Here is a 16603-nt window from a genome sequence, read left to right on the forward strand (position 1 = left end):
CGCACCGCGCGCGTCAGGCCTCCGGATCCAGCACCCGGATGAGCCGGGTGACCGCCTGGACCATCGCCTGTCGCCCGACCGTGAGATAGCTGCGGGCGTCCACCGCCTCCGGGTTGGCGGCGAGATACGCGCGGATCGCGTCGGTCATGGCGACGTTCAGCGCCGTACCGATATTGATCTTGGCCATGCCGCCGGTGACCGCCGCCGCGAGTTCGTCGTCGGGGACGCCGGAGGAGCCGTGCAGGACCAGCGGGACGTGCAGGGCCGCGTCCAGCCGGGAAAGCAGGGCGTGGTCGAGCGAGGCCGTGCGGGTGGTCATCGCGTGCGTGTTGCCGATGGCGACGGCGAGCGCGTCGACGCCGGACTCGGCGACAAAGGCCCGCGCCTCCTCGGGGTCGGTACGGGCGCCCGCCGCGTGCGCGTCCAGCGGCGGCGCGCCGTTCTTGCCGCCGACCTCCCCCAACTCGGCCTCGATCCACAGCCCTTGGGTGTGCGCCCAATCAGCCGCGGCGCGCGTGGCCGCGAGGTTCTGCTCGTACGGCAGATGCGCCCCGTCGTACATCACCGAGCTGAACCCGGCGTCGGCGGCCTGGCGCAGCAGGTCGTCGCGCTTGACGTGGTCGAGGTGGAGCGCGACGGGTACGGCGGCGGCCTCGGCGGCGGTGACGGCCGCCCGGGCGAGCGGCAGCACCCGCCCGTAGCGGAACTTCACCGCGTTCTCGCTGATCTGCAGCACGACCGGCGAGTTCGCGGCCTCGGCACCGGCGATGACGGCCTCGGCGTGTTCGAGGGTGATGATGTTGAAAGCGGCGATTGCGCTGCGCTTGGCGGCGGCGTTGGTCACCAGGGTGGCCGTCTGGACTAGTGGCATCCGGGGTCCCTCTTCATGACTTCATGCAGTCGGTCGGGTACGGACTATCTGTGGCTGGTCGCGCCCACGCGGCGGAGCCGCAAATGTGACGGTCCCGCGCCCCTTAACTGCCGCCGTCGAGGATCACCGAGCGCGTCAGGTGGCGCGGGCGGTCCGGGTCCAGGCCTCGGGCTGCGGCTACCGCGACCGCCAGGCGCTGGGCCCGTACGAGTTCGGCGAGCGGGTCGAGGTGTCCGGCCACCCACTGGGCGCCGGTGGCCCGTACCTGGTCGGCGAGCCCGTCCGGCGCCTCGCCGAACATCCAGGTCGCGGTGGTGTGGGTGGAGATGCTGATCGGGCCGTGGCGGTACTCCATCGCCGGGTACGCCTCGGTCCACGACAGCGATGCCTCGCGCATCTTGAGCGCGGCCTCCTGGGCGAGCCCGACCGTCCAGCCGCGCCCCAGGAACGTGAACTGGTCGCGCCCGACGAGCCCTTCGGGCAGCGGTTCGGCCAGCGCGGTACGCGCGTCGGCGACGGCCTGTTCGGTGTGCAGGCCGAGGTGGGCGCGGAGCAGGGTGAGCGCGGTGGTGGCGAAGCGGGTCTGCACGACCGACTCCTCGTCCGCGAACTCCAGCACCACCACGTCGTCGGCCGCCCGCATCACCGGGGTCTCCGGGTCGGCGGTGACGGCGGTCGTACGGGCCCTGCCGCGCACCCGGTCGAGCAGTTCGAGCACCTCGGTGGTGGTGCCGGAGCGGGTGAGCGCGACGACCCGGTCGTACGTACGGCCCAGCGGGTACTCGGACGCGGCGAACGCATCGGTCTCGCCCTGACCTGCGGATTCACGCAGCGCGGCGGCGGCCTGGGCCATGAACAGCGAGGTGCCGCAGCCGACGATCGCCACCCGCTCGCCCGGCGCGGGCAGGGCGTCCTTGTGGTGCACCGCCGCCTCGGCGGCGCGCTTCCAGCACTCGGGCTGGCTGCTGAGTTCGTTCTCGACATGGCTCATGCCGGGCCCCCAGACTCTGGATGCGTGTTTGTGCAAAATATAGCGAGCTTTCGAGCACAATCAAGCATCTAGAGGTGGGCTAAAGTCATCACGGACGGTGACGACGGCGAGATGTGCGAGAGAGAAGAGGTTTCGGATGTCGCGCGACGCCCGCTGGCAGGCGCTTCTCGAACTGCTCGTGGAGCAGGGCCGCCTCGATGTGGAGGAGGCGGCGACGGCGCTCGGCGTGTCCGCCGCGACCATCCGGCGCGACTTCGACCAGCTCGCCGAGCAGCAGATGCTCGTACGTACGCGAGGGGGCGCGGTCGTCCATGGCGTGTCGTACGAGCTGCCGCTGCGCTACAAGACGGCCCGCCAGGCCTCCGAGAAGCAGCGCATCGCGAAGGCCGTCGCGGATCTGATCGCACCGGGTGAGGCGGTCGGGCTCACCGGGGGTACGACGACGACCGAGGTGGCTCGGGCGCTCGCGGTGCGGCCCGAACTCGCCACGGGGTCACCGGCGTTGACGATCGTCACCAATGCGCTGAACATCGCGAACGAGCTTGCCGTGCGGCCGCAGTTCAAGATCGTGGTGACGGGTGGGGTGGCTCGGCCTCAGTCGTACGAGCTCACCGGGCCGCTGGCCGGGGGCGTGCTCAACCAGATCACGATGGACGTGGCCGTGCTGGGGGTCGGGGCGTTCGATGTGGCGCATGGCGCTACCGCGCACGACGAGGACGAGGCGGGTATCAACCGGTTGCTCTGCGAGCGGGCTGAGCGGGTTGTTGTCGCGGCGGATTCAACGAAGTTGGGACGGCGGACGTTTGCGCGGATCTGTGCGACGGATCAGGTCGGCACGCTGGTGACTGACACGGGTGTCCCCGAGGAGACCGTTGCGCGGTTCACCGACGCCGGTGTTGTGGTGTTGGCCGTTTAGCTGCGGGCCGGTGGGGGCTGGTCGCGCAGTTCCCCGCGCCCTTTAAGTTGCTCGGGACCGAAACGCGCTGCCACAAATGCGCGCAGCGCCAAGGAAGTTGACTTGCCGTCAGGTCAAACCCAGCGCCGGGAGCAGTACCGCCTCCAGGAACTCCACCAGTGCGTCCTCACCCTCGAAGCGGTCCTCGAACAGGCGCTCCACCCTCAGGACGCCCATGAACGCGGGGGCCACGAAGGCGGTCGCTCGGTTGTCCGCCGCCACTTCGCCGCGCTCCACGCCCCGGCGCACCATCGCGTCCAGTGCGGCGATCTCCGGGTTGAGGACGGTCTCGCGCAGGGACTCGCGGAGGTCGGGGTGCATGACGTACGCCTGGCCGACCGCTTCCATCAGGGCGGTGTCGCGGCCCTTGCCGCGTGACGCGGCGCGGGCCGCCTCGCGCAGGTCGCCCGCGAGCGTCCCCGTGTCGATCCCGGTGAAGAACGAGCAGCGGCTCCGGCCGAGCGCGGCCGTGACCAGGACCGGCTTGGACTTCCACTGGCGGTAGAGCGTGGCCTTGCCGCACTTGGTGCGCGCGGCGACGCCCTCCATGGTCACGGCGTCGTAGCCGCCTTCGCGCAGCAGGTCGAGCACCGCCTCGTACAGCTCCAGCTCCCTCTCGGGGCTGATCTTGCTGCGGCGTGCGGCGGCCGTCGCGGCCTGCGTCGACATCGCGTCCCTCCGGTGCGTGGGGCAGTGCTCCTGCACGTACGAGAGTAGGCCCCGCTCAATCGAGACGCAAACGTATCGAGACGTTTGCGTCTCGATGAAATCCGATCTAGCCTTCCTACGTTTGCTTCCGCTGTTTGCTTCCGCTTTCACGCTCGATCTCGTCTCAGAGGGGCCGGAGAATGGCTGCCGGTATACGTCCAGGGACCCGACGTCCCACCGGACCGGAGACGACCGGTACCTCCCGGCCGCCCCTGGTGCGCGAGCTGCTGCTCGTGACCGTGCTGTTTGTCGTGTACAAGTTCGGCCGCCGGCTGGCCAACGGCCACGAGGACAGCGCCTTCCGCAACGCCGACCGCGTCTGGGACTGGGAGCGCGCGCTCCATCTGCCCGGCGAGTCCTCGGTGCAGCAGCTCCTGCTCCACAACGACGACCTGATCCGCGCCGCCAACACCTTCTACGCGACCGTCCACTTCCCCGCGACGATCGCCTTCCTGATCTGGCTGTACTTGCGCCGGCCCGCCCACTACCTCTGGTCGCGCCGGGTCCTGGCGGTGGTGACCACGGCCGCGCTCGCGCTGCACATCCTGGTGCCGCTGGCGCCGCCGCGGATGCTGGCGGCGGCCGGTCTGGTCGACACCGCGCAGGTGTACGGGCCGTCGGTGTACGCGTCGACGCCGGACACCGACACGATGGCCAACCAGTTCGCGGCGATGCCCTCGCTGCACTTCGGGTGGGCGCTGATGGTGGCGATCGGGCTGATCGCGGCGACCCGGAGCCGCTGGCGGTGGCTGTGGCTGCTGCATCCGCTGCTCACGCTGCTGGTGATCGTCGGCACCGCCAACCACTACTGGCTGGACGCGATCGTCGCGACCGCGCTGCTCGGTGCGGCGCTGTACTTCGTACCCCGTCCGACGCTTGCGCGGCGCACCACCGTCGTCCGCGTACAGCGGGCCCCCTCGCCCCGGCCGGCCGAGCCCGCCGTGGCCCCCCAGACCGCCCGTGCCCCGGAATCTGCCCTGACCTCCGGGCGCACGGGCGCCCCCGTCGACGCCTCTCAACTCGTCGACGCGCCGCACCTCGCGGAGGCGCTGCGATGAACGAGTCCGCTGTTCTCGCCATCGTGCTCTCGCTCGCCTCGGCCGCCGGGTACGCCCTGGCCGCCGTCGGCCAGTCGCGGCTCGCCTCGGCGAACGCGGGCGGCTCGATCCTCACCCTGCTCGCCCGCCCTCAGTGGTGGTGGGCCGTCGGGCTCAACGCGGGCGGCGCGCTGATGCACGTCGCCGCGCTGCACTACGGCCCGCTCACCCTCGTCCAGCCGCTGGGCGCGCTCACCCTGGTCGCGGCGCTGCCGATCGGCGCGTACTACGAGCGGCGCCGGGTGACACGTCGTGAGTGGCGCGGCGCCGCGTGGACGCTCGTGGGTCTCACCGGGCTGATCGCGGTGACCGGGCCCGCGACGCCCGGGGACGCGTTGAGCCTGCGCGAGAGCTTCGCCGTCGCGGCGGCCAGCGCGCTCCTTATCGCCGTGACCGCGCGTTCGGGCGCGGTGCGCGGCGGCCTCGGCCACGCCACCGCGTCCGGTGTCGCCTCGGGCGTGGCGTCCGCGCTCACGCAGACCGTCACCGCCTCGCTCGCCCGTGAGCTGCCGGGCGGGCCGCTGGCCTGGTGGCAGACGACGCTGATCGCCGCGCTGGTGGCGACGTTCGCGGTGGGCGGGCTGCTGCTCTCGCAGGCCGCGTTCCGGGGCGGGCTCGCCGCTCCCCTCGCGGTGGTGAACCTCGCCAACCCGGCGGCCGCCGCCGTGATCGGTGTGGCCCTGCTCGGCGAGCGCTTCCACGGCGGGCCGCTGGGCTGGCTCACGGCAGCGGCCGCTGCGGCGGTCGCCGCACGCGGTGTGCTCATGCTCACCGGCGCGCAGCCGACAACGAAGGCGACGGCGGTCGTCCCGTCACCGCGCACCCCGGAAGCCGAGCGCATCCCGGAGCCCGCGCTCGCACCGGAACCCGCCAGCACGCCTGCCTGAACTCGCCCCGCGCGCCCGCCCGTTCACGTAACCGCCCGTCCCGTACACGTACATTCGCACCTGCCCGTACGCGTACGACTCACCCCGTGAGCAACCTGAGCAGCGCCGTCGTCACCACCGCGCCGACAAGCGTCAGCGGCAGCGGCGCCCGGTACGTACGCAGGCCAACAGCGACCGCCAACCCCCCGAGGACGGTCGCGTCGACGTCCTTCCAGCCCGGGCCCGCCACCTGCACGACCACGAAACCGGCTAGCAGCGCGGGTGCGAGGAGGGTGAGCGCCGAGCGGGTGCGGAGCGGGAGTTCGCGTCCGCCGAACAGGGCCGGGCCGACCGCCTTCAGCGCGAATCCGAGCACCGCGACCGCGCCGATCGCGGTCCAGACAGTCAGCATCGTCATCGGACGGCCTCCTTCGTGGTGCGCAGGGCGAGCAGCGCGGCCGCCGCCGCGCCGATCAGGGACGGGCCGGTCGGCAGCACGAAGAGCAGCGCCCCGGCGACGGCCCCACCGAGAGCTGCGGGCAGCCGGCCCGCGCGGTCCCGGCGTACCTCGTCGAAGAGCAGCACCACGAACAGCGCGGGCGTGAGCACGTCGAGGCCCAGGGTGTGCAGGAGTTCGGGGTCGGGCGCCACGGCGACCCCGAGCGCGGTGCCGACCACCCACGCGGGCCACTGCACAGCGGTCGCGCCAAGCAGGAACGGCCGGTCGAACCGGCCGCCGCCGAGATGCGCGGCCGCCCAGGAACCGTCCACCACCGCCTGCCCCTCCAACGCCCGGCGCAGCGGCCCGCCGCGCAGATCCCGGGCGACGGCTATCCCCATCGGCACGTATCGCACATTGACGAGAGCCGCCGCGACCACGGCGGCGACCACTCCCCCGCCCGCCCCGAGCGTCGCCGCGAGCGCGAACTGCGCGGAGCCCGAGAAGACGACCAGCGAGCAGACGACGGGGGCGACCGGACCCCAGCCCTGCGCCTGGCTGATCGCCCCGAAGCTGATGGCCAGCAGGAACGCGGCCGCCGCGAGTCCCGCTCCGGCCCTGAGCCCCGCGCGGAAGCGTTCGCGCGGTATCTCGTCGGCCCTGCCCACAAGTTGACTGTCCATGCGGTGCACTCTAACAACCAAACAGCATTTAACTCGTTATGTTTTTCATCTGCCGCCTAAGATGGAGCCGTGAGCGACAAGCAGCCATCCTTCGTCGGCGGCCACCCGGTCCTCGACTTCGCCAACACCATCGCCTGGCGCACCGACGAGACCCGCCGCGTGGACCGGGTACCCGGAGGCGCGGCCGACTGGCGGCACTGGGCCGTCATGGCGGGGCTGCTCGATCCGGAGCCGGACACACAACTCTCGTCACAAGACAGCGAGTTGGATGCTCTGATCGAACTGCGCGGCGCCCTCGAAGCAGTCCTGGATGCTTACACGGACGGGGAGGCGCCACCCGCCCCCGCCTGGGAGACGCTGCGGCGCGCGATCCTGCGGGCCCGCGAGGCGGCCGCCCTGCCGCGTGCGCTGCCACTGCGCTGGGAACCAGGAGCGCACGGACTCACCGACCTGCGGCACGCCCTCGCCCTGCGCGCCGAGGAACTGCTCGGCGGCGACGGGCTGTCGCGGGTGCGCCGCTGCGCGGGACCCGGCTGCGGCTGGTTCTTCCTCGACCGGACACGCGGCGGCACCCGCCGCTGGTGCAGCTCCGGCGACTGCGGCAACCGCGACCGCGCCCGCCGCCACTACGCCCGCACCCACCACCAGGCGTAACGAGATACGCGGGAGGGGCCGCACCGGAGAACATCCGATGCGGCCCCTCTCGTACGACCTACGCGACTCAGCCCAGCGTGACCGTCAGGCCCCGCGCGGTGGAGACCGAAGCTGTCTTCACCTCCGTCACCCCCGTCGCCGCGTCGAAGAACCAGCCCGAGCCCGCCGCCGCGAGTTCCTGCGCGGAGCCGTAGCGGTGCAGCCGGTCACCGCCTGCGGCGACCGTTCCGGGGGCCGACTTCGCGTGGACCGTGAAGCGGTACGCGCGCGTGGCGGGCTTCCCGGCGTAACTGCCCACACTGGGGCCGACGTTGATGACCGAACCGCGTCCCGTCGCGTGCACCTCGACCCGCTGGGTGGCGGACGAGCCCTGGGCGAACTGCCGGGTCACACCGTCGTCCTCGTACAGCGTGTACGCGGACTTCCCCGCCTGCGGGTAGATGTCGTAGTCCAGCTCGCCCTTGTCACGGGTCTGCCAGGACACCGTGCCCTTGGGCCACATCGGCACGATCGACCCGCCCTTGACGAAGAGCGGCAGGGTGTCGAGCGGCGCCTTGTAGCCGTTGATCGTGGTCGGGCCCTGGTAGGTCCTGCCGGTCCAGTAGTCCGTCCAGGTGCCCTTGGGGAGATAGATGCCGTTCCGTACGTCCGTGTCGCTGTAGACCGGCGCAACCAGGAAGTCCGGGCCCGCCAGGAACTCGTACTCGGCGTTCGGGCCCAGCGCCTGCGGGTCGTCCGGGTACTCAAGCGAGAGCGGCCGGACCGCGCCGACGCCGGTCTTCGTCGCCTCCTTCGAGAGCCCGTACATGTACGGGATCAACCGCTCCTTCAGCTGGAGGTACTTGCGGTTGATGGAGGTGTACGGCTCGCCGTCCAGCCAGGGCTGCTGGTCGTGCGGCTTCTTGGTGGTGAGGTCGCTGGCCCAGCCGTCCATGGTCATGATGGCCGGCAGGAACGCCTTCCACTGGAGGTCGCGGGTGTACATCTTCGGGTCGTGGGCGAAGATGCTGCCGACGTCACCGGTGTTGTAGGCGATGCCGGAGAGCGTGGCGCCCGCGTACGTCGGGATCTGCCAGCGGATGTAGTCCCAGCTGAGCTTCTGGTCGCCGCTCCACAGGACGCCGCAGCGCTGGGCGCCCGACCAGGAGACCGGCAGCCAGACGAAGCCGCGCGCGTCGCTGTTGTCCTCGATACCGGACTTGGCCTGGTCGCAGGCGTTCAGGGCGAAGCCGTAGCCGTTGCCGACCCAGGCGACGTCGAGTTTGGCGACCCGCTGGCCCGCCCTGACCTGCTCGGCGAGCTTGTCGAGGCCGTCCTGGGTCCACAGGCCGAGCTGGGCGTTGTGCGCCTGGAGGCCCTTGCCGGTCTCGGCGAGGTTCTCGTAGCCGCAGCCGTAGCCGTCGTTGACGAGCATCCAGCCGAGCGGCATCTGGTTCTGGGTATAGCCGTCGGCGACCTTCAGCGCGTCCAGGGTGTGCCGCTCGCCCCGGTTGGCGTTGTGCAGATAGCAGTCGGAGTCGCCCGGTTCCAGCCCGTACACCGGCGGCATGAACGGCTTGCCGACCAGCGAGGTGTACTTGCCGATGACCGACTTCACATCACCGGTGAAGTAGTAGGCGTCCAGGCGCCGTTCCTGCTGGCCGGTGCGGACATGGGGGCCGAAGTCGTACACCCCGGGCGTGAAGGTGTTGCGGAAGACGCCGTAGCCGGCCGAGGAGATGTAGAACGGCTGGGAGTTGTTGTAACCGCCCTCGTTCCAGTTGGTGTTGTTGCCGACGTTCATGACCTGGTCGCGGTGCGAGAAGCTGCCGTTCTGCTCGCCGCCGCCGAAGAACTGCTCGTTCGCACCCCGGGTCAGGCTCTGGCGCAGCCCGCCGGTGGTCCAGCGCAGCGGGTCGGCCTCCTGCCAGATCGCGGTGCGGTTGTCCGCCTTGTAAAGCCCGAACCGCAGGGGTTTCTTGTAGACGCGCAGCACGCTGTTCTTGGCGCGGATGCCGTAATAGGCGCCCGCGTCGAAGGAGTTGGTGTGCCGGTTGGGCTTCGGCTGCTGGCGGATCATGTGGCTGTTGGGAGGATCCGCGAGGACGCCGTCGGGGGACGCCTGCAACCTCAGCGTGTCATCGGCGAAGAAGTCCGCGCGGGCCTTGAGCGCACCCGCCGCAATCTCGTACGTACCGTTCCCGCCGCCGAACGACGTGAGGTTCCCGGCGTCGCTCGCCTCGGGCAGATACGCCTTGCCGGTGAAGGAGTTGTTGTGCACGTCGTACGGGACGACGACCACGTGGTACGTGCCCGACGCCTTCGGGATCACGGTCGCCTCAGGGTCGGCGGTCCCGGCGCTCTCGGCGACCTTCTTGCCCGCCGAGTCGTAGATGTAGAGGTCGAAGTCGTCGGTGGGCGTCTGCCACTGGATGGAGACGGGGACGCCGCCCTCCGGGTTGTCGTCCCACTCGCCGGCCGGCGGGTTCACGGTCAGGTCGAAGCGGTCGCAGACCGCGTTGGTGGGGTCCTCGGCGGCCGTGCCGCACTTGTCGGGCGAGCCGACCGTGCCCTTCGGATAGACGGGGCTCTGCCAGGTGACGCTCTTGGCGGAGCCGTCGAGGGTACCGGCGGGCGGGGTGGCGGTGGGGGCGCCCGGGGACGCCGAGGCGGCGGGGACGGTCAGGGCGGTGAGGGTGAGCGCGGCCGCCGCGAGCACGGCGGCGGCCACTCTCCCCTGGCGGTGTCGAAGATTCCGCAAGGAGTGTTCTCCGTTCGTACCGAGCTGCTTCTGAACAACTGGTGGGCAGTGCATGCGCGTTCATGCTTGGAACGGTGGAGTTTCGAGCATCAAGATTCATGACGCGGCCGGTACATGTCAACGGCTTCGCAGATACCGGACGGGTAAAGCCGATGCGCCCGGCCGGTGCGGAACGGGGGCGGCGCGGGGCGCGATGACGGCTTGCTCGCCGCCGCCCCGGGCCTGCCGCCTGCGGGTTCGCACAAACGCCCGCCGGTTGCGCGAGAACGCCCGCCGGGTTCGCAGGACTGCCACACAGCCTTAACCCCCGGCCGTTGACCGCCGATGTCCTGGTTGTCAGCATCGGCCCATGGCTCCCGCTTCCGTCCGCTTCTCCTGTCGCCCGGCCCTCGGCCGCCGCTGACCGCGGCCCGCTGACCGCACTCCGCGGCCGACGACGGCACGCCGTCGACCGCACCCCGACGACCGCAGCCCCCGACGACCGACCGCCGAGGAAGCCATGCCACCCGTCTTCGACACCGCGCCCGCCCCGCGCCCGCCCCTCCTCGTCGCCCTGCCCTCGCCCCGCGAACCCAGGCGCCCCGACCGGGACGGCCCGACCGCCGTCCTCGGCGCCGTGCTGCGTGACGGCCCGCTCGCCCGCACCGCGCTCGCCCGCGCCACGGGGCTGAGCCCGGCCGCCGTCTCCCGCCACACCGCCGAGCTCATCGGGCTCGGGCTGCTGCGCGAACTGGCACCGCCCGCCGGGCCGCCACGAGCCGGGCGGCCGCAGATACCGGTGGCCGTCGACCCCGGCCACCATGTGGCGTGCGGCGTGCACATCGCGCTCGGGCACACCACGTTCGCCGTGGTCGATCTGCTCGGCCGGGTGGTGGCGCAGCGGCGGCTGCCGCACGGCGGGGACGTCCATGACGTGCTCGGCGAGATCGTGCGCCGGCTGCCGGGCTTTCTCGCCGCGACGGCCGCCGGGCGCTCGGTGCTCGGCGTCGGCGTGGTGACCGGCGGATGGGTCGACAGCGACCAGGGGATCGTGGTCGAGCACACCCCGCTGGGCTGGCGCGATGTGCGGGTACGGGACATCCTGGCGGCCGGGACCCGGCTGCCCGTGCACGTCGAGGGCCACGCCCGGGCGCTGGCCCAGGCCGAGTTGCTGTTCGGCGCGGGCTCGGGCCGCTCGGAGCTGGTGCAGCTCTTCGTGGGCAATGTGGTCGACGCTGCCATCGCCACCGGCGGCGCGGTGCTGCGGGGCCGCCGGTCCGGCGCCGGTGATGTGACCCATCTGCCGCTGGGAGACCCCGAGTTGCGCTGCGCGTGCGGCCGCCGGGGCTGCCTCCAGCCGTCCGTCTCGGAGTTCGCCGTGGCCGTACGGGCGCACGCGGCCGGGGTGATCCCCGCGCCCGAGTTCCCGCTGCTGCTCGGCCGGGCGGCCGACGGGCACCCCCAGGCGGTGCGCGTCCTGCGTGAGCGGCTGCGCACCGTCGGCCGGGCGGCCGCGCTCCTGCTCGACCTCATCAACCCCGAGGTCCTGGTCCTCGCCGACTCCACCGCGGTCTTCCTGCCGCACCTGCTGCCCGGACTGCACGAGGAGGTCGCGGCCCACTCCCATCTGTGCGCCGACCCCGAACGGGCCGTGGTGCCCACCTCGTTCGGCCGCCGAGTGCTCGCGGTGGCGGCGGGCGCGGCCGTCCTCGACGCGGTCTACCGCCGGCCGATGGAGCTGCGCACCGCGCGGCCCGGGGTTTCTTCCACGGCGTCGTAAATGATTGTCCGGCGCGCTCACGCCGCCGAGAATCGGCGTATGGACGCACGAGTGAGGGCAGCGGCGCGGGGCGCCGCCGGGCGGGAGACGGTCAACGTCTTCCGCGCCCATCACTTCGCCGGTCTCGGCTGTCGCCGCCGCGCCCGTTCCGCGCGCTGACACTACGTCAACTGCCGCCCGTAACCCGTGATCAGTGCACACGCCTGCCGTGATCCGGGCACCCTTTCACCTCATCAGGAGCTGAGCCCTGCCATGACCACATCCACCCAGGCCACCCCTGCCCCCGCCACCGAGACCTCCGGCTCCCCGCTGGACATCGTGAAGGTCGCCGGGCACATCGGCGCCGAGATCCGCGGCGTGGATCTCGCCGCCGACCTGGACTCCAAGGCCGTCGCCGCGATCCGGGCCGCGCTGCTCGACCACAAGGTCGTCTTCTTCCGGGGCCAGGACCTCGACGCCGCGGGCCAGGAGCGGTTCGCCCGCCGCTTCGGCACCCCGACCACGGCCCACCCGACCATCCCCGCCCTCGACGGCTCTCCCGCCGTGCTCGACCTCGACTACGGCCGCACCACCGGGCGGGCCAACCACTGGCACACCGATGTCACCTTCGTCCAGCGGCCGCCGCTCGGTTCGATCCTGCGCGCGGTGACCATCCCGCCGCACGGCGGCGACACCGTATGGGCGAACACGGCTCGCGCGTACACCGACCTCCCCACCGAGCTGCGCGAGTTGGCGGACCGCCTGTGGGTGCTCCACACCAACCAGTACGACTACGCCGCCTACCTGCCCTCCGACGAAGGCGAGGACGCGGCACGGCACCGGGCGGTCTTCACCTCGGTGGCGTACGAGACCGAGCACCCGGTGGTGCGGGTCCACCCCGAGACGGGCGAGCGGACCCTGGTGCTCGGCGGCTTCGCGCGGCGGTTCACCGGCTGGTCGGCGGAGGACTCCCGGGAGCTGCTGCGGCTGTTCCAGGCGCACGTCACCGAGCTGGAGAACACCGTGCGCTGGCGCTGGGCACCGGGCGACGTGGCGTTCTGGGACAACCGGGCCACCCAGCACTACGCGATCGCCGACTACGGCACGCTGCCGCGGCGGGTGCAGCGGATCACGCTGGCGGGCGACGCCCCGGTGGCGGTGGACGGCCGCACCAGCCGGGCCGTCACCGGCGACGACACCTCGTACAACACCGCCCTCGCCCAGCCCGGCGACGCGTCATGAGCGGCCCGCACCCACGTGTCCGTCCGCTGCGGCTCCCCGCCGCACTGCTCGCCCTTGCGCTGCTTCCGCTCGCCACGGCCTGCGGCGGCGAGTCGAGCGCGGCGGAGGGCGGCGCGGGCAAGGGGAAGGTGACGCTGCGGATCGGCGACCAGGGGCAGACGCTGCTCACCACGCTGAAGGTGGCGGGACAGCTCAAGGACCTGCCGTACGAGGTGAAGTTCAACCAGTTCGACAGCGGGCCGCTGGTCAACCAGGGCCTCCAGGCCGGGGCGATCGACTTCGGGGTGATGGGCGACACGCCCGCCGTGCTGGCCCGTGCGAGCGGCCTGCCGGTGAAGGTGGTCTCGGTGAGCCGCACGGTCGGTCCGGGCTACACCCTGATCGCCCGCCCCGGCAGCGGCATCCGCTCCACGGCGGATCTCAAGGGCAAGAAGATCGCCTTCTCCAGGAACACCGCCAACCACGGCTTCCTGCTGCGGGTGCTCGACAAGGAGGGGCTGCGCCAGCGGGACATCACACCGGTCGACGTACCGCTGCAGAACATCGGCAACGTCCTGGAGTCCGGGACCGTCGACGCGGCGACCGCCTCCGAGGAGACCCGCGCCAAGTACCTCGCCGACCATCCGGACGCCGTCCAGGTCGTCAACGGCCGTACCGTGACGCCCGGTTACGCCTTGCGGCTCGCCACCGACAAGGCGCTCGCCGACCCGGCCAAGCGCACGGCGCTCCTCGACTTCAGCCACCGTCTGGCGGTGGCCAACGAGTGGATCGCCGCTCATCCGGACGCCTGGGTCCAGGCGTACTACGTCAAGCTCCGCAAGCAGACGCCCGCGCTGGGCCGCCAGGTCTTCGAGGCGACCGGCCGCACCACCTACGTGCCGGTCGACGACACGGTGATCCGCGAACAGCAGAAGCAGGCCGATCTGTTCACCGCCAACGGCCAGCTGCCGCAGCACGTGGACATCGCGGGCCAGTTCGACCCGGCCGTCTCCAAGGAATTCAACGCCCGTACCGTACAGAAGGGTTCGTCCTCATGACCGTCACCACCCGCCCCGCCTCCGGCCACACCGGCGCCGACATCCTCGGCGTGGACCTCTCGCAGCCGCTCTCCGCTGAAGATTTCGCCACCGTCCAGTCGGCCCTGGACCGCTGGAAGGTCGTCTTCTTCCGGGACCAGGAGCTGGACCACGCGGCACAGATCGCGTTCGCCCGGCAGTTCGGCGAGCTCACCTATGCCCACCCGCACGACGACGCGCCGCCCGCCGACCACCCGGAGATCTTCACGATCGATCCGAAGCGGTACGAGGAGCGGTACGGCAAGGGCTTCAAGGAGGCCGTGCGCAAGCGCCAGTACAGCTACTTCGCGGGCTGGCACACCGACGTGACGGCCGCCGTCAATCCGCCGGCCGGATCGATCCTGCGGGCCGAGACGGTCCCCGAGTTCGGCGGCGACACCACCTGGACCAATCTGGTCGCCGCCTACCAGGGGCTGTCCGCGCCGGTGCGCGCCTTCGTGGACACCCTGCGCGCCGAGCACCGCTACGGCGGGTCGCAGAAGCCGTCCGACGACAGCGAGTACGCCCGGCGGATCAACGACAACCTGCTGGTCGCCGTCCACCCGGTGGTCCGGGTCCATCCGCGCACCAAGGAGCGCGTCCTGTTCGTCAATCCGGGCTTCACCAGCCATATCGTCGACGTCTCGCCGCGCGAGAGCCGGGCGGTCCTCGACCTGCTGTACGAGGAGCTGACCCGGCCCGAGTACACGGTCCGCTTCCGCTGGGAGCCGGGCAGCGTCGCCTTCTGGGACAACCGCGCGACAGCCCACCTGGCCCCGCGCGATATCGAGCACCTGGACGTCGAGCGCAGGCTGCACCGGGTCACCCTGATCGGCGAGGTCCCGGTCGGCCCGGACGGGACCGAGTCGGAGCTGGTGGCGGGCCGGCCGTTCACCGCGGACCACAAGGTGGTCGTCGGTGCCTGACGTGGTGACCGAAGCCGCGGCGCCGCCGTCCCCCGCCGGGGTCGACGGCGCCGCGCGCCCCGCCGAGGACGCGCTGGTCGACGTGGCCGCGCCGAACACCGCGCGCCGCACGCCGATCGCGCTGCCCCGGCCGGTGCGACGGCTCGCCGGCCCCCTGCTGATGGTCCTCGTCTGGCAGTCGCTCGGTACGTTCGACCTGGTCGGCGACCGGGTACTGGCCACGCCGGGCGCGGTCCTCTCGGCGGGCTGGGAGCTGACCCGCACCGGCGAGCTCGCCGACCATCTGCTGGCCTCGCTGGCCCGGGTGGCCTCGGGTCTGGCGATCGGCGTGGGGGCCGGTCTGGCCATCGCGGTGACGGCGGGCCTGTTCCGGCTGGGCGACGAACTGCTCGACTCGACGATGCAGGTGCTGCGGGCACTGCCGGTGCTCGGGCTGCTGCCCCTGGTCATCATCTGGTTCGGGGTCGGCGAGGCCCCGAAGATCGCCCTGGTCGCGTTCGGCACCGCGTTCCCGGTGTACGTGAACACGTACGCCGCGATCCGTGGCGTGGACAACCGGCTGGTCGAGTCGGGGCGGACGGTCGGGCTCGGGCGCTTCGGCCTGGTGCGGCACGTGATCCTGCCGGGCGCGGTGCCGGGGTTCCTGGTGGGCCTGCGGTTCGCGCTGACCGGCGCCTGGCTGATCATGATCGTCGCCGAGCAGCTGAACGCGACCGACGGCATCGGCTATCTGATGAACCAGGCCCAGAGCTGGTACCGCACGGACATCATCGTCCTCGGCCTGCTGATCTACGGAGTCCTCGGTCTTGCCGCCGACGGGATCGTACGCCTGCTGGAGCGGCGGCTGCTGGTGTGGCGGCGCGGCTTCGAGGGAGGTGCCTGATGACGGTCGCGGCGGGCGAACGGCTCGCGGTCAGCGCGCGGCAGGTCACGCGCGCGTTCGACGGGCGCGAGGTGCTGTCAGGCATCGAACTCGACATCAGGCGGGGCGAGTTCGTGGCGCTGCTCGGCCGCAGCGGCTCGGGCAAGTCGACCCTGCTGCGCGCCATGGCGGGCCTCGACCCCCGGACCGGCGGGCGTCTGCTCGTCCCGCGCAAGCGGGCCGTGGTCTTCCAGGACCCGCGGCTTCAGCCGTGGAAGCGGGTCCTGGAGAACGTGGTCCTGGGACTGCCCCGGGCGGGGGCGCGCGAGCGAGGCCGCGCGGCACTCGCGGAGGTCGGTCTGGCCGGGCACGAACGGGCCTGGCCCGCCACGCTCTCCGGCGGTGAGGCGCAACGGGCGGCGCTGGCCCGGGCGTTGGTCCGGGAGCCCGAACTGCTCCTGCTTGACGAGCCGTTCGGCGCCCTGGACGCGCTGACCCGGCTGCGGATGCACGCTCTGCTGCGGGCGCTGTGCGCGGCGCACCGTCCGGCGGTGCTGCTCGTCACCCATGACGTGGACGAGGCGATCCTGCTGGCCGACCGGATCCTGGTGCTCACCGAGGGGTGTCTGGGGCAGGCCAGGACGGTGGACCTCACGGGCGTCCGACGCCGCACCGACCCGGCGTTCGCGCGGCTGCGCGGCGAGCTGCTCGCGGAGCTGGGGGTGACGGAGGAGGAGTGAGGACGCCGGACGGCACGAGGAACCCCCTGGGGCCAG

General features: G+C 72.0%; 16 protein-coding genes. 10 read left to right on the forward strand and 6 right to left on the reverse strand.

Annotated elements, in window-relative coordinates; all coding sequences use genetic code 11:
- Positions 1-13: 13 nt before the first annotated feature.
- Together ACT1U9_RS02280 and ACT1U9_RS02285 are read right to left on the reverse strand one after the other, a co-directional pair.
- Positions 14-871 carry a class II fructose-bisphosphate aldolase gene (locus ACT1U9_RS02280; protein ID WP_444536669.1) on the reverse strand — a complete coding sequence of 286 codons (858 nt, stop codon included), beginning with the start codon at positions 869-871 and terminating at the stop codon, positions 14-16.
- 103 nt (positions 872-974) lie between these two features.
- On the reverse strand, positions 975-1862 hold the full coding sequence (locus ACT1U9_RS02285) for an SIS domain-containing protein (RefSeq protein ID WP_444536670.1): 888 nt from the start codon (positions 1860-1862) through the stop codon (positions 975-977).
- A 136-nt stretch (positions 1863-1998) separates the two neighbouring features.
- On the opposite strand from ACT1U9_RS02285, the gene ACT1U9_RS02290 reads away from it, so the two are divergent.
- Positions 1999-2778, forward strand: coding sequence for a DeoR/GlpR family DNA-binding transcription regulator (locus ACT1U9_RS02290; protein ID WP_444536671.1), 780 nt, complete (start codon positions 1999-2001; stop codon positions 2776-2778).
- A gap of 108 nt (positions 2779-2886) precedes the next feature.
- On the opposite strand, the gene ACT1U9_RS02295 is transcribed toward ACT1U9_RS02290, so the two are convergent.
- The gene (locus ACT1U9_RS02295) at positions 2887-3486 is read right to left on the reverse strand and encodes a TetR/AcrR family transcriptional regulator (protein ID WP_444536672.1); all 600 of its coding nucleotides are present in this window, start codon (positions 3484-3486) and stop codon (positions 2887-2889) included.
- 179 nt (positions 3487-3665) lie between these two features.
- Here ACT1U9_RS02295 and ACT1U9_RS02300 point away from each other — a divergent pair, with 179 nt between their 5' ends.
- Both ACT1U9_RS02300 and ACT1U9_RS02305 read left to right on the forward strand, forming a co-directional pair.
- Entirely contained in the window at positions 3666-4583 is a 918-nt protein-coding gene (locus ACT1U9_RS02300; protein ID WP_444536673.1) for a phosphatase PAP2 family protein, read from the forward strand.
- Positions 4580-5509 (forward strand): DMT family transporter, encoded by a 930-nt coding sequence (locus tag ACT1U9_RS02305; protein ID WP_444536674.1) that lies wholly within the window; start codon positions 4580-4582, stop codon positions 5507-5509. The genes ACT1U9_RS02300 and ACT1U9_RS02305 overlap by 4 nt, the downstream gene beginning before the upstream one ends.
- A 79-nt stretch (positions 5510-5588) precedes the next feature.
- Here the strand turns inward: ACT1U9_RS02305 and ACT1U9_RS02310 are convergent, their stop codons facing one another.
- Together ACT1U9_RS02310 and ACT1U9_RS02315 are read right to left on the reverse strand one after the other, a co-directional pair.
- Positions 5589-5906 (reverse strand): AzlD domain-containing protein, encoded by a 318-nt coding sequence (locus tag ACT1U9_RS02310; RefSeq protein WP_444536675.1) that lies wholly within the window; start codon positions 5904-5906, stop codon positions 5589-5591.
- Positions 5903-6610, reverse strand: a complete 708-nt coding sequence (locus ACT1U9_RS02315) for an AzlC family ABC transporter permease (protein WP_444536676.1) — start codon at positions 6608-6610, stop codon at positions 5903-5905. Before ACT1U9_RS02315 ends, ACT1U9_RS02310 begins: the two co-directional genes overlap by 4 nt.
- Before the next feature lie 69 nt (positions 6611-6679).
- Between ACT1U9_RS02315 and ACT1U9_RS02320 the strand changes: the two genes are divergently transcribed.
- On the forward strand, positions 6680-7264 hold the full coding sequence (locus tag ACT1U9_RS02320; RefSeq protein ID WP_444536677.1) for a CGNR zinc finger domain-containing protein: 585 nt from the start codon (positions 6680-6682) through the stop codon (positions 7262-7264).
- Between the two features lie 67 nt (positions 7265-7331).
- Here ACT1U9_RS02320 and ACT1U9_RS02325 read toward each other — a convergent pair whose 3' ends face one another.
- Complete coding sequence (locus tag ACT1U9_RS02325) at positions 7332-10004, reverse strand: TIM-barrel domain-containing protein (protein ID WP_444536678.1); 2673 nt, start codon at positions 10002-10004, stop codon at positions 7332-7334.
- A gap of 499 nt (positions 10005-10503) precedes the next feature.
- Between ACT1U9_RS02325 and ACT1U9_RS02330 the strand changes: the two genes are divergently transcribed.
- From ACT1U9_RS02330 to ACT1U9_RS02355, 6 genes are all read left to right on the forward strand, one after another.
- Positions 10504-11763, forward strand: coding sequence for an ROK family protein (locus ACT1U9_RS02330; protein ID WP_444536679.1), 1260 nt, complete (start codon positions 10504-10506; stop codon positions 11761-11763).
- Positions 11764-12015: 252 nt separating this feature from the next.
- Positions 12016-12984 carry a TauD/TfdA dioxygenase family protein gene (locus ACT1U9_RS02335; protein ID WP_444536680.1) on the forward strand — a complete coding sequence of 323 codons (969 nt, stop codon included), beginning with the start codon at positions 12016-12018 and terminating at the stop codon, positions 12982-12984.
- A complete protein-coding gene (locus ACT1U9_RS02340) occupies positions 12981-14021 on the forward strand; it encodes an ABC transporter substrate-binding protein (RefSeq protein ID WP_444536681.1) in 1041 nt (346 codons plus the stop codon). The genes ACT1U9_RS02335 and ACT1U9_RS02340 overlap by 4 nt, the downstream gene beginning before the upstream one ends.
- Positions 14018-14965: a TauD/TfdA dioxygenase family protein gene (locus ACT1U9_RS02345; RefSeq protein WP_444536682.1), complete on the forward strand. Its 948-nt coding sequence runs from the start codon at positions 14018-14020 to the stop codon at positions 14963-14965. The genes ACT1U9_RS02340 and ACT1U9_RS02345 overlap by 4 nt, the downstream gene beginning before the upstream one ends.
- Positions 14958-15848: an ABC transporter permease gene (locus tag ACT1U9_RS02350; protein ID WP_444536683.1), complete on the forward strand. Its 891-nt coding sequence runs from the start codon at positions 14958-14960 to the stop codon at positions 15846-15848. The genes ACT1U9_RS02345 and ACT1U9_RS02350 overlap by 8 nt, the downstream gene beginning before the upstream one ends.
- Positions 15848-16567: an ABC transporter ATP-binding protein gene (locus ACT1U9_RS02355; protein WP_444536684.1), complete on the forward strand. Its 720-nt coding sequence runs from the start codon at positions 15848-15850 to the stop codon at positions 16565-16567. Before ACT1U9_RS02350 ends, ACT1U9_RS02355 begins: the two co-directional genes overlap by 1 nt.
- Positions 16568-16603 lie beyond the last annotated feature (36 nt).

The organism is Streptomyces sp. BR1 (genome assembly GCF_052373795.1).
Lineage (GTDB): Bacteria > Actinomycetota > Actinomycetes > Streptomycetales > Streptomycetaceae > Streptomyces.

Coding starts and splice junctions, on each gene's coding strand:
- ACT1U9_RS02335 (WP_444536680.1), top strand. CDS start 12,016: ATGACCACATCCACCCAGGCCACCCCTGCCCCCGCCACCGAGACCTCC.
- ACT1U9_RS02330 (WP_444536679.1), top strand. CDS start 10,504: ATGCCACCCGTCTTCGACACCGCGCCCGCCCCGCGCCCGCCCCTCCTC.
- ACT1U9_RS02295 (WP_444536672.1), bottom strand. CDS start 3,486: ATGTCGACGCAGGCCGCGACGGCCGCCGCACGCCGCAGCAAGATCAGC.
- ACT1U9_RS02300 (WP_444536673.1), top strand. CDS start 3,666: ATGGCTGCCGGTATACGTCCAGGGACCCGACGTCCCACCGGACCGGAG.
- ACT1U9_RS02280 (WP_444536669.1), bottom strand. CDS start 871: ATGCCACTAGTCCAGACGGCCACCCTGGTGACCAACGCCGCCGCCAAG.
- ACT1U9_RS02355 (WP_444536684.1), top strand. CDS start 15,848: ATGACGGTCGCGGCGGGCGAACGGCTCGCGGTCAGCGCGCGGCAGGTC.
- ACT1U9_RS02315 (WP_444536676.1), bottom strand. CDS start 6,610: ATGGACAGTCAACTTGTGGGCAGGGCCGACGAGATACCGCGCGAACGC.
- ACT1U9_RS02305 (WP_444536674.1), top strand. CDS start 4,580: ATGAACGAGTCCGCTGTTCTCGCCATCGTGCTCTCGCTCGCCTCGGCC.
- ACT1U9_RS02340 (WP_444536681.1), top strand. CDS start 12,981: ATGAGCGGCCCGCACCCACGTGTCCGTCCGCTGCGGCTCCCCGCCGCA.
- ACT1U9_RS02290 (WP_444536671.1), top strand. CDS start 1,999: ATGTCGCGCGACGCCCGCTGGCAGGCGCTTCTCGAACTGCTCGTGGAG.
- ACT1U9_RS02310 (WP_444536675.1), bottom strand. CDS start 5,906: ATGACGATGCTGACTGTCTGGACCGCGATCGGCGCGGTCGCGGTGCTC.
- ACT1U9_RS02345 (WP_444536682.1), top strand. CDS start 14,018: ATGACCGTCACCACCCGCCCCGCCTCCGGCCACACCGGCGCCGACATC.
- ACT1U9_RS02285 (WP_444536670.1), bottom strand. CDS start 1,862: ATGAGCCATGTCGAGAACGAACTCAGCAGCCAGCCCGAGTGCTGGAAG.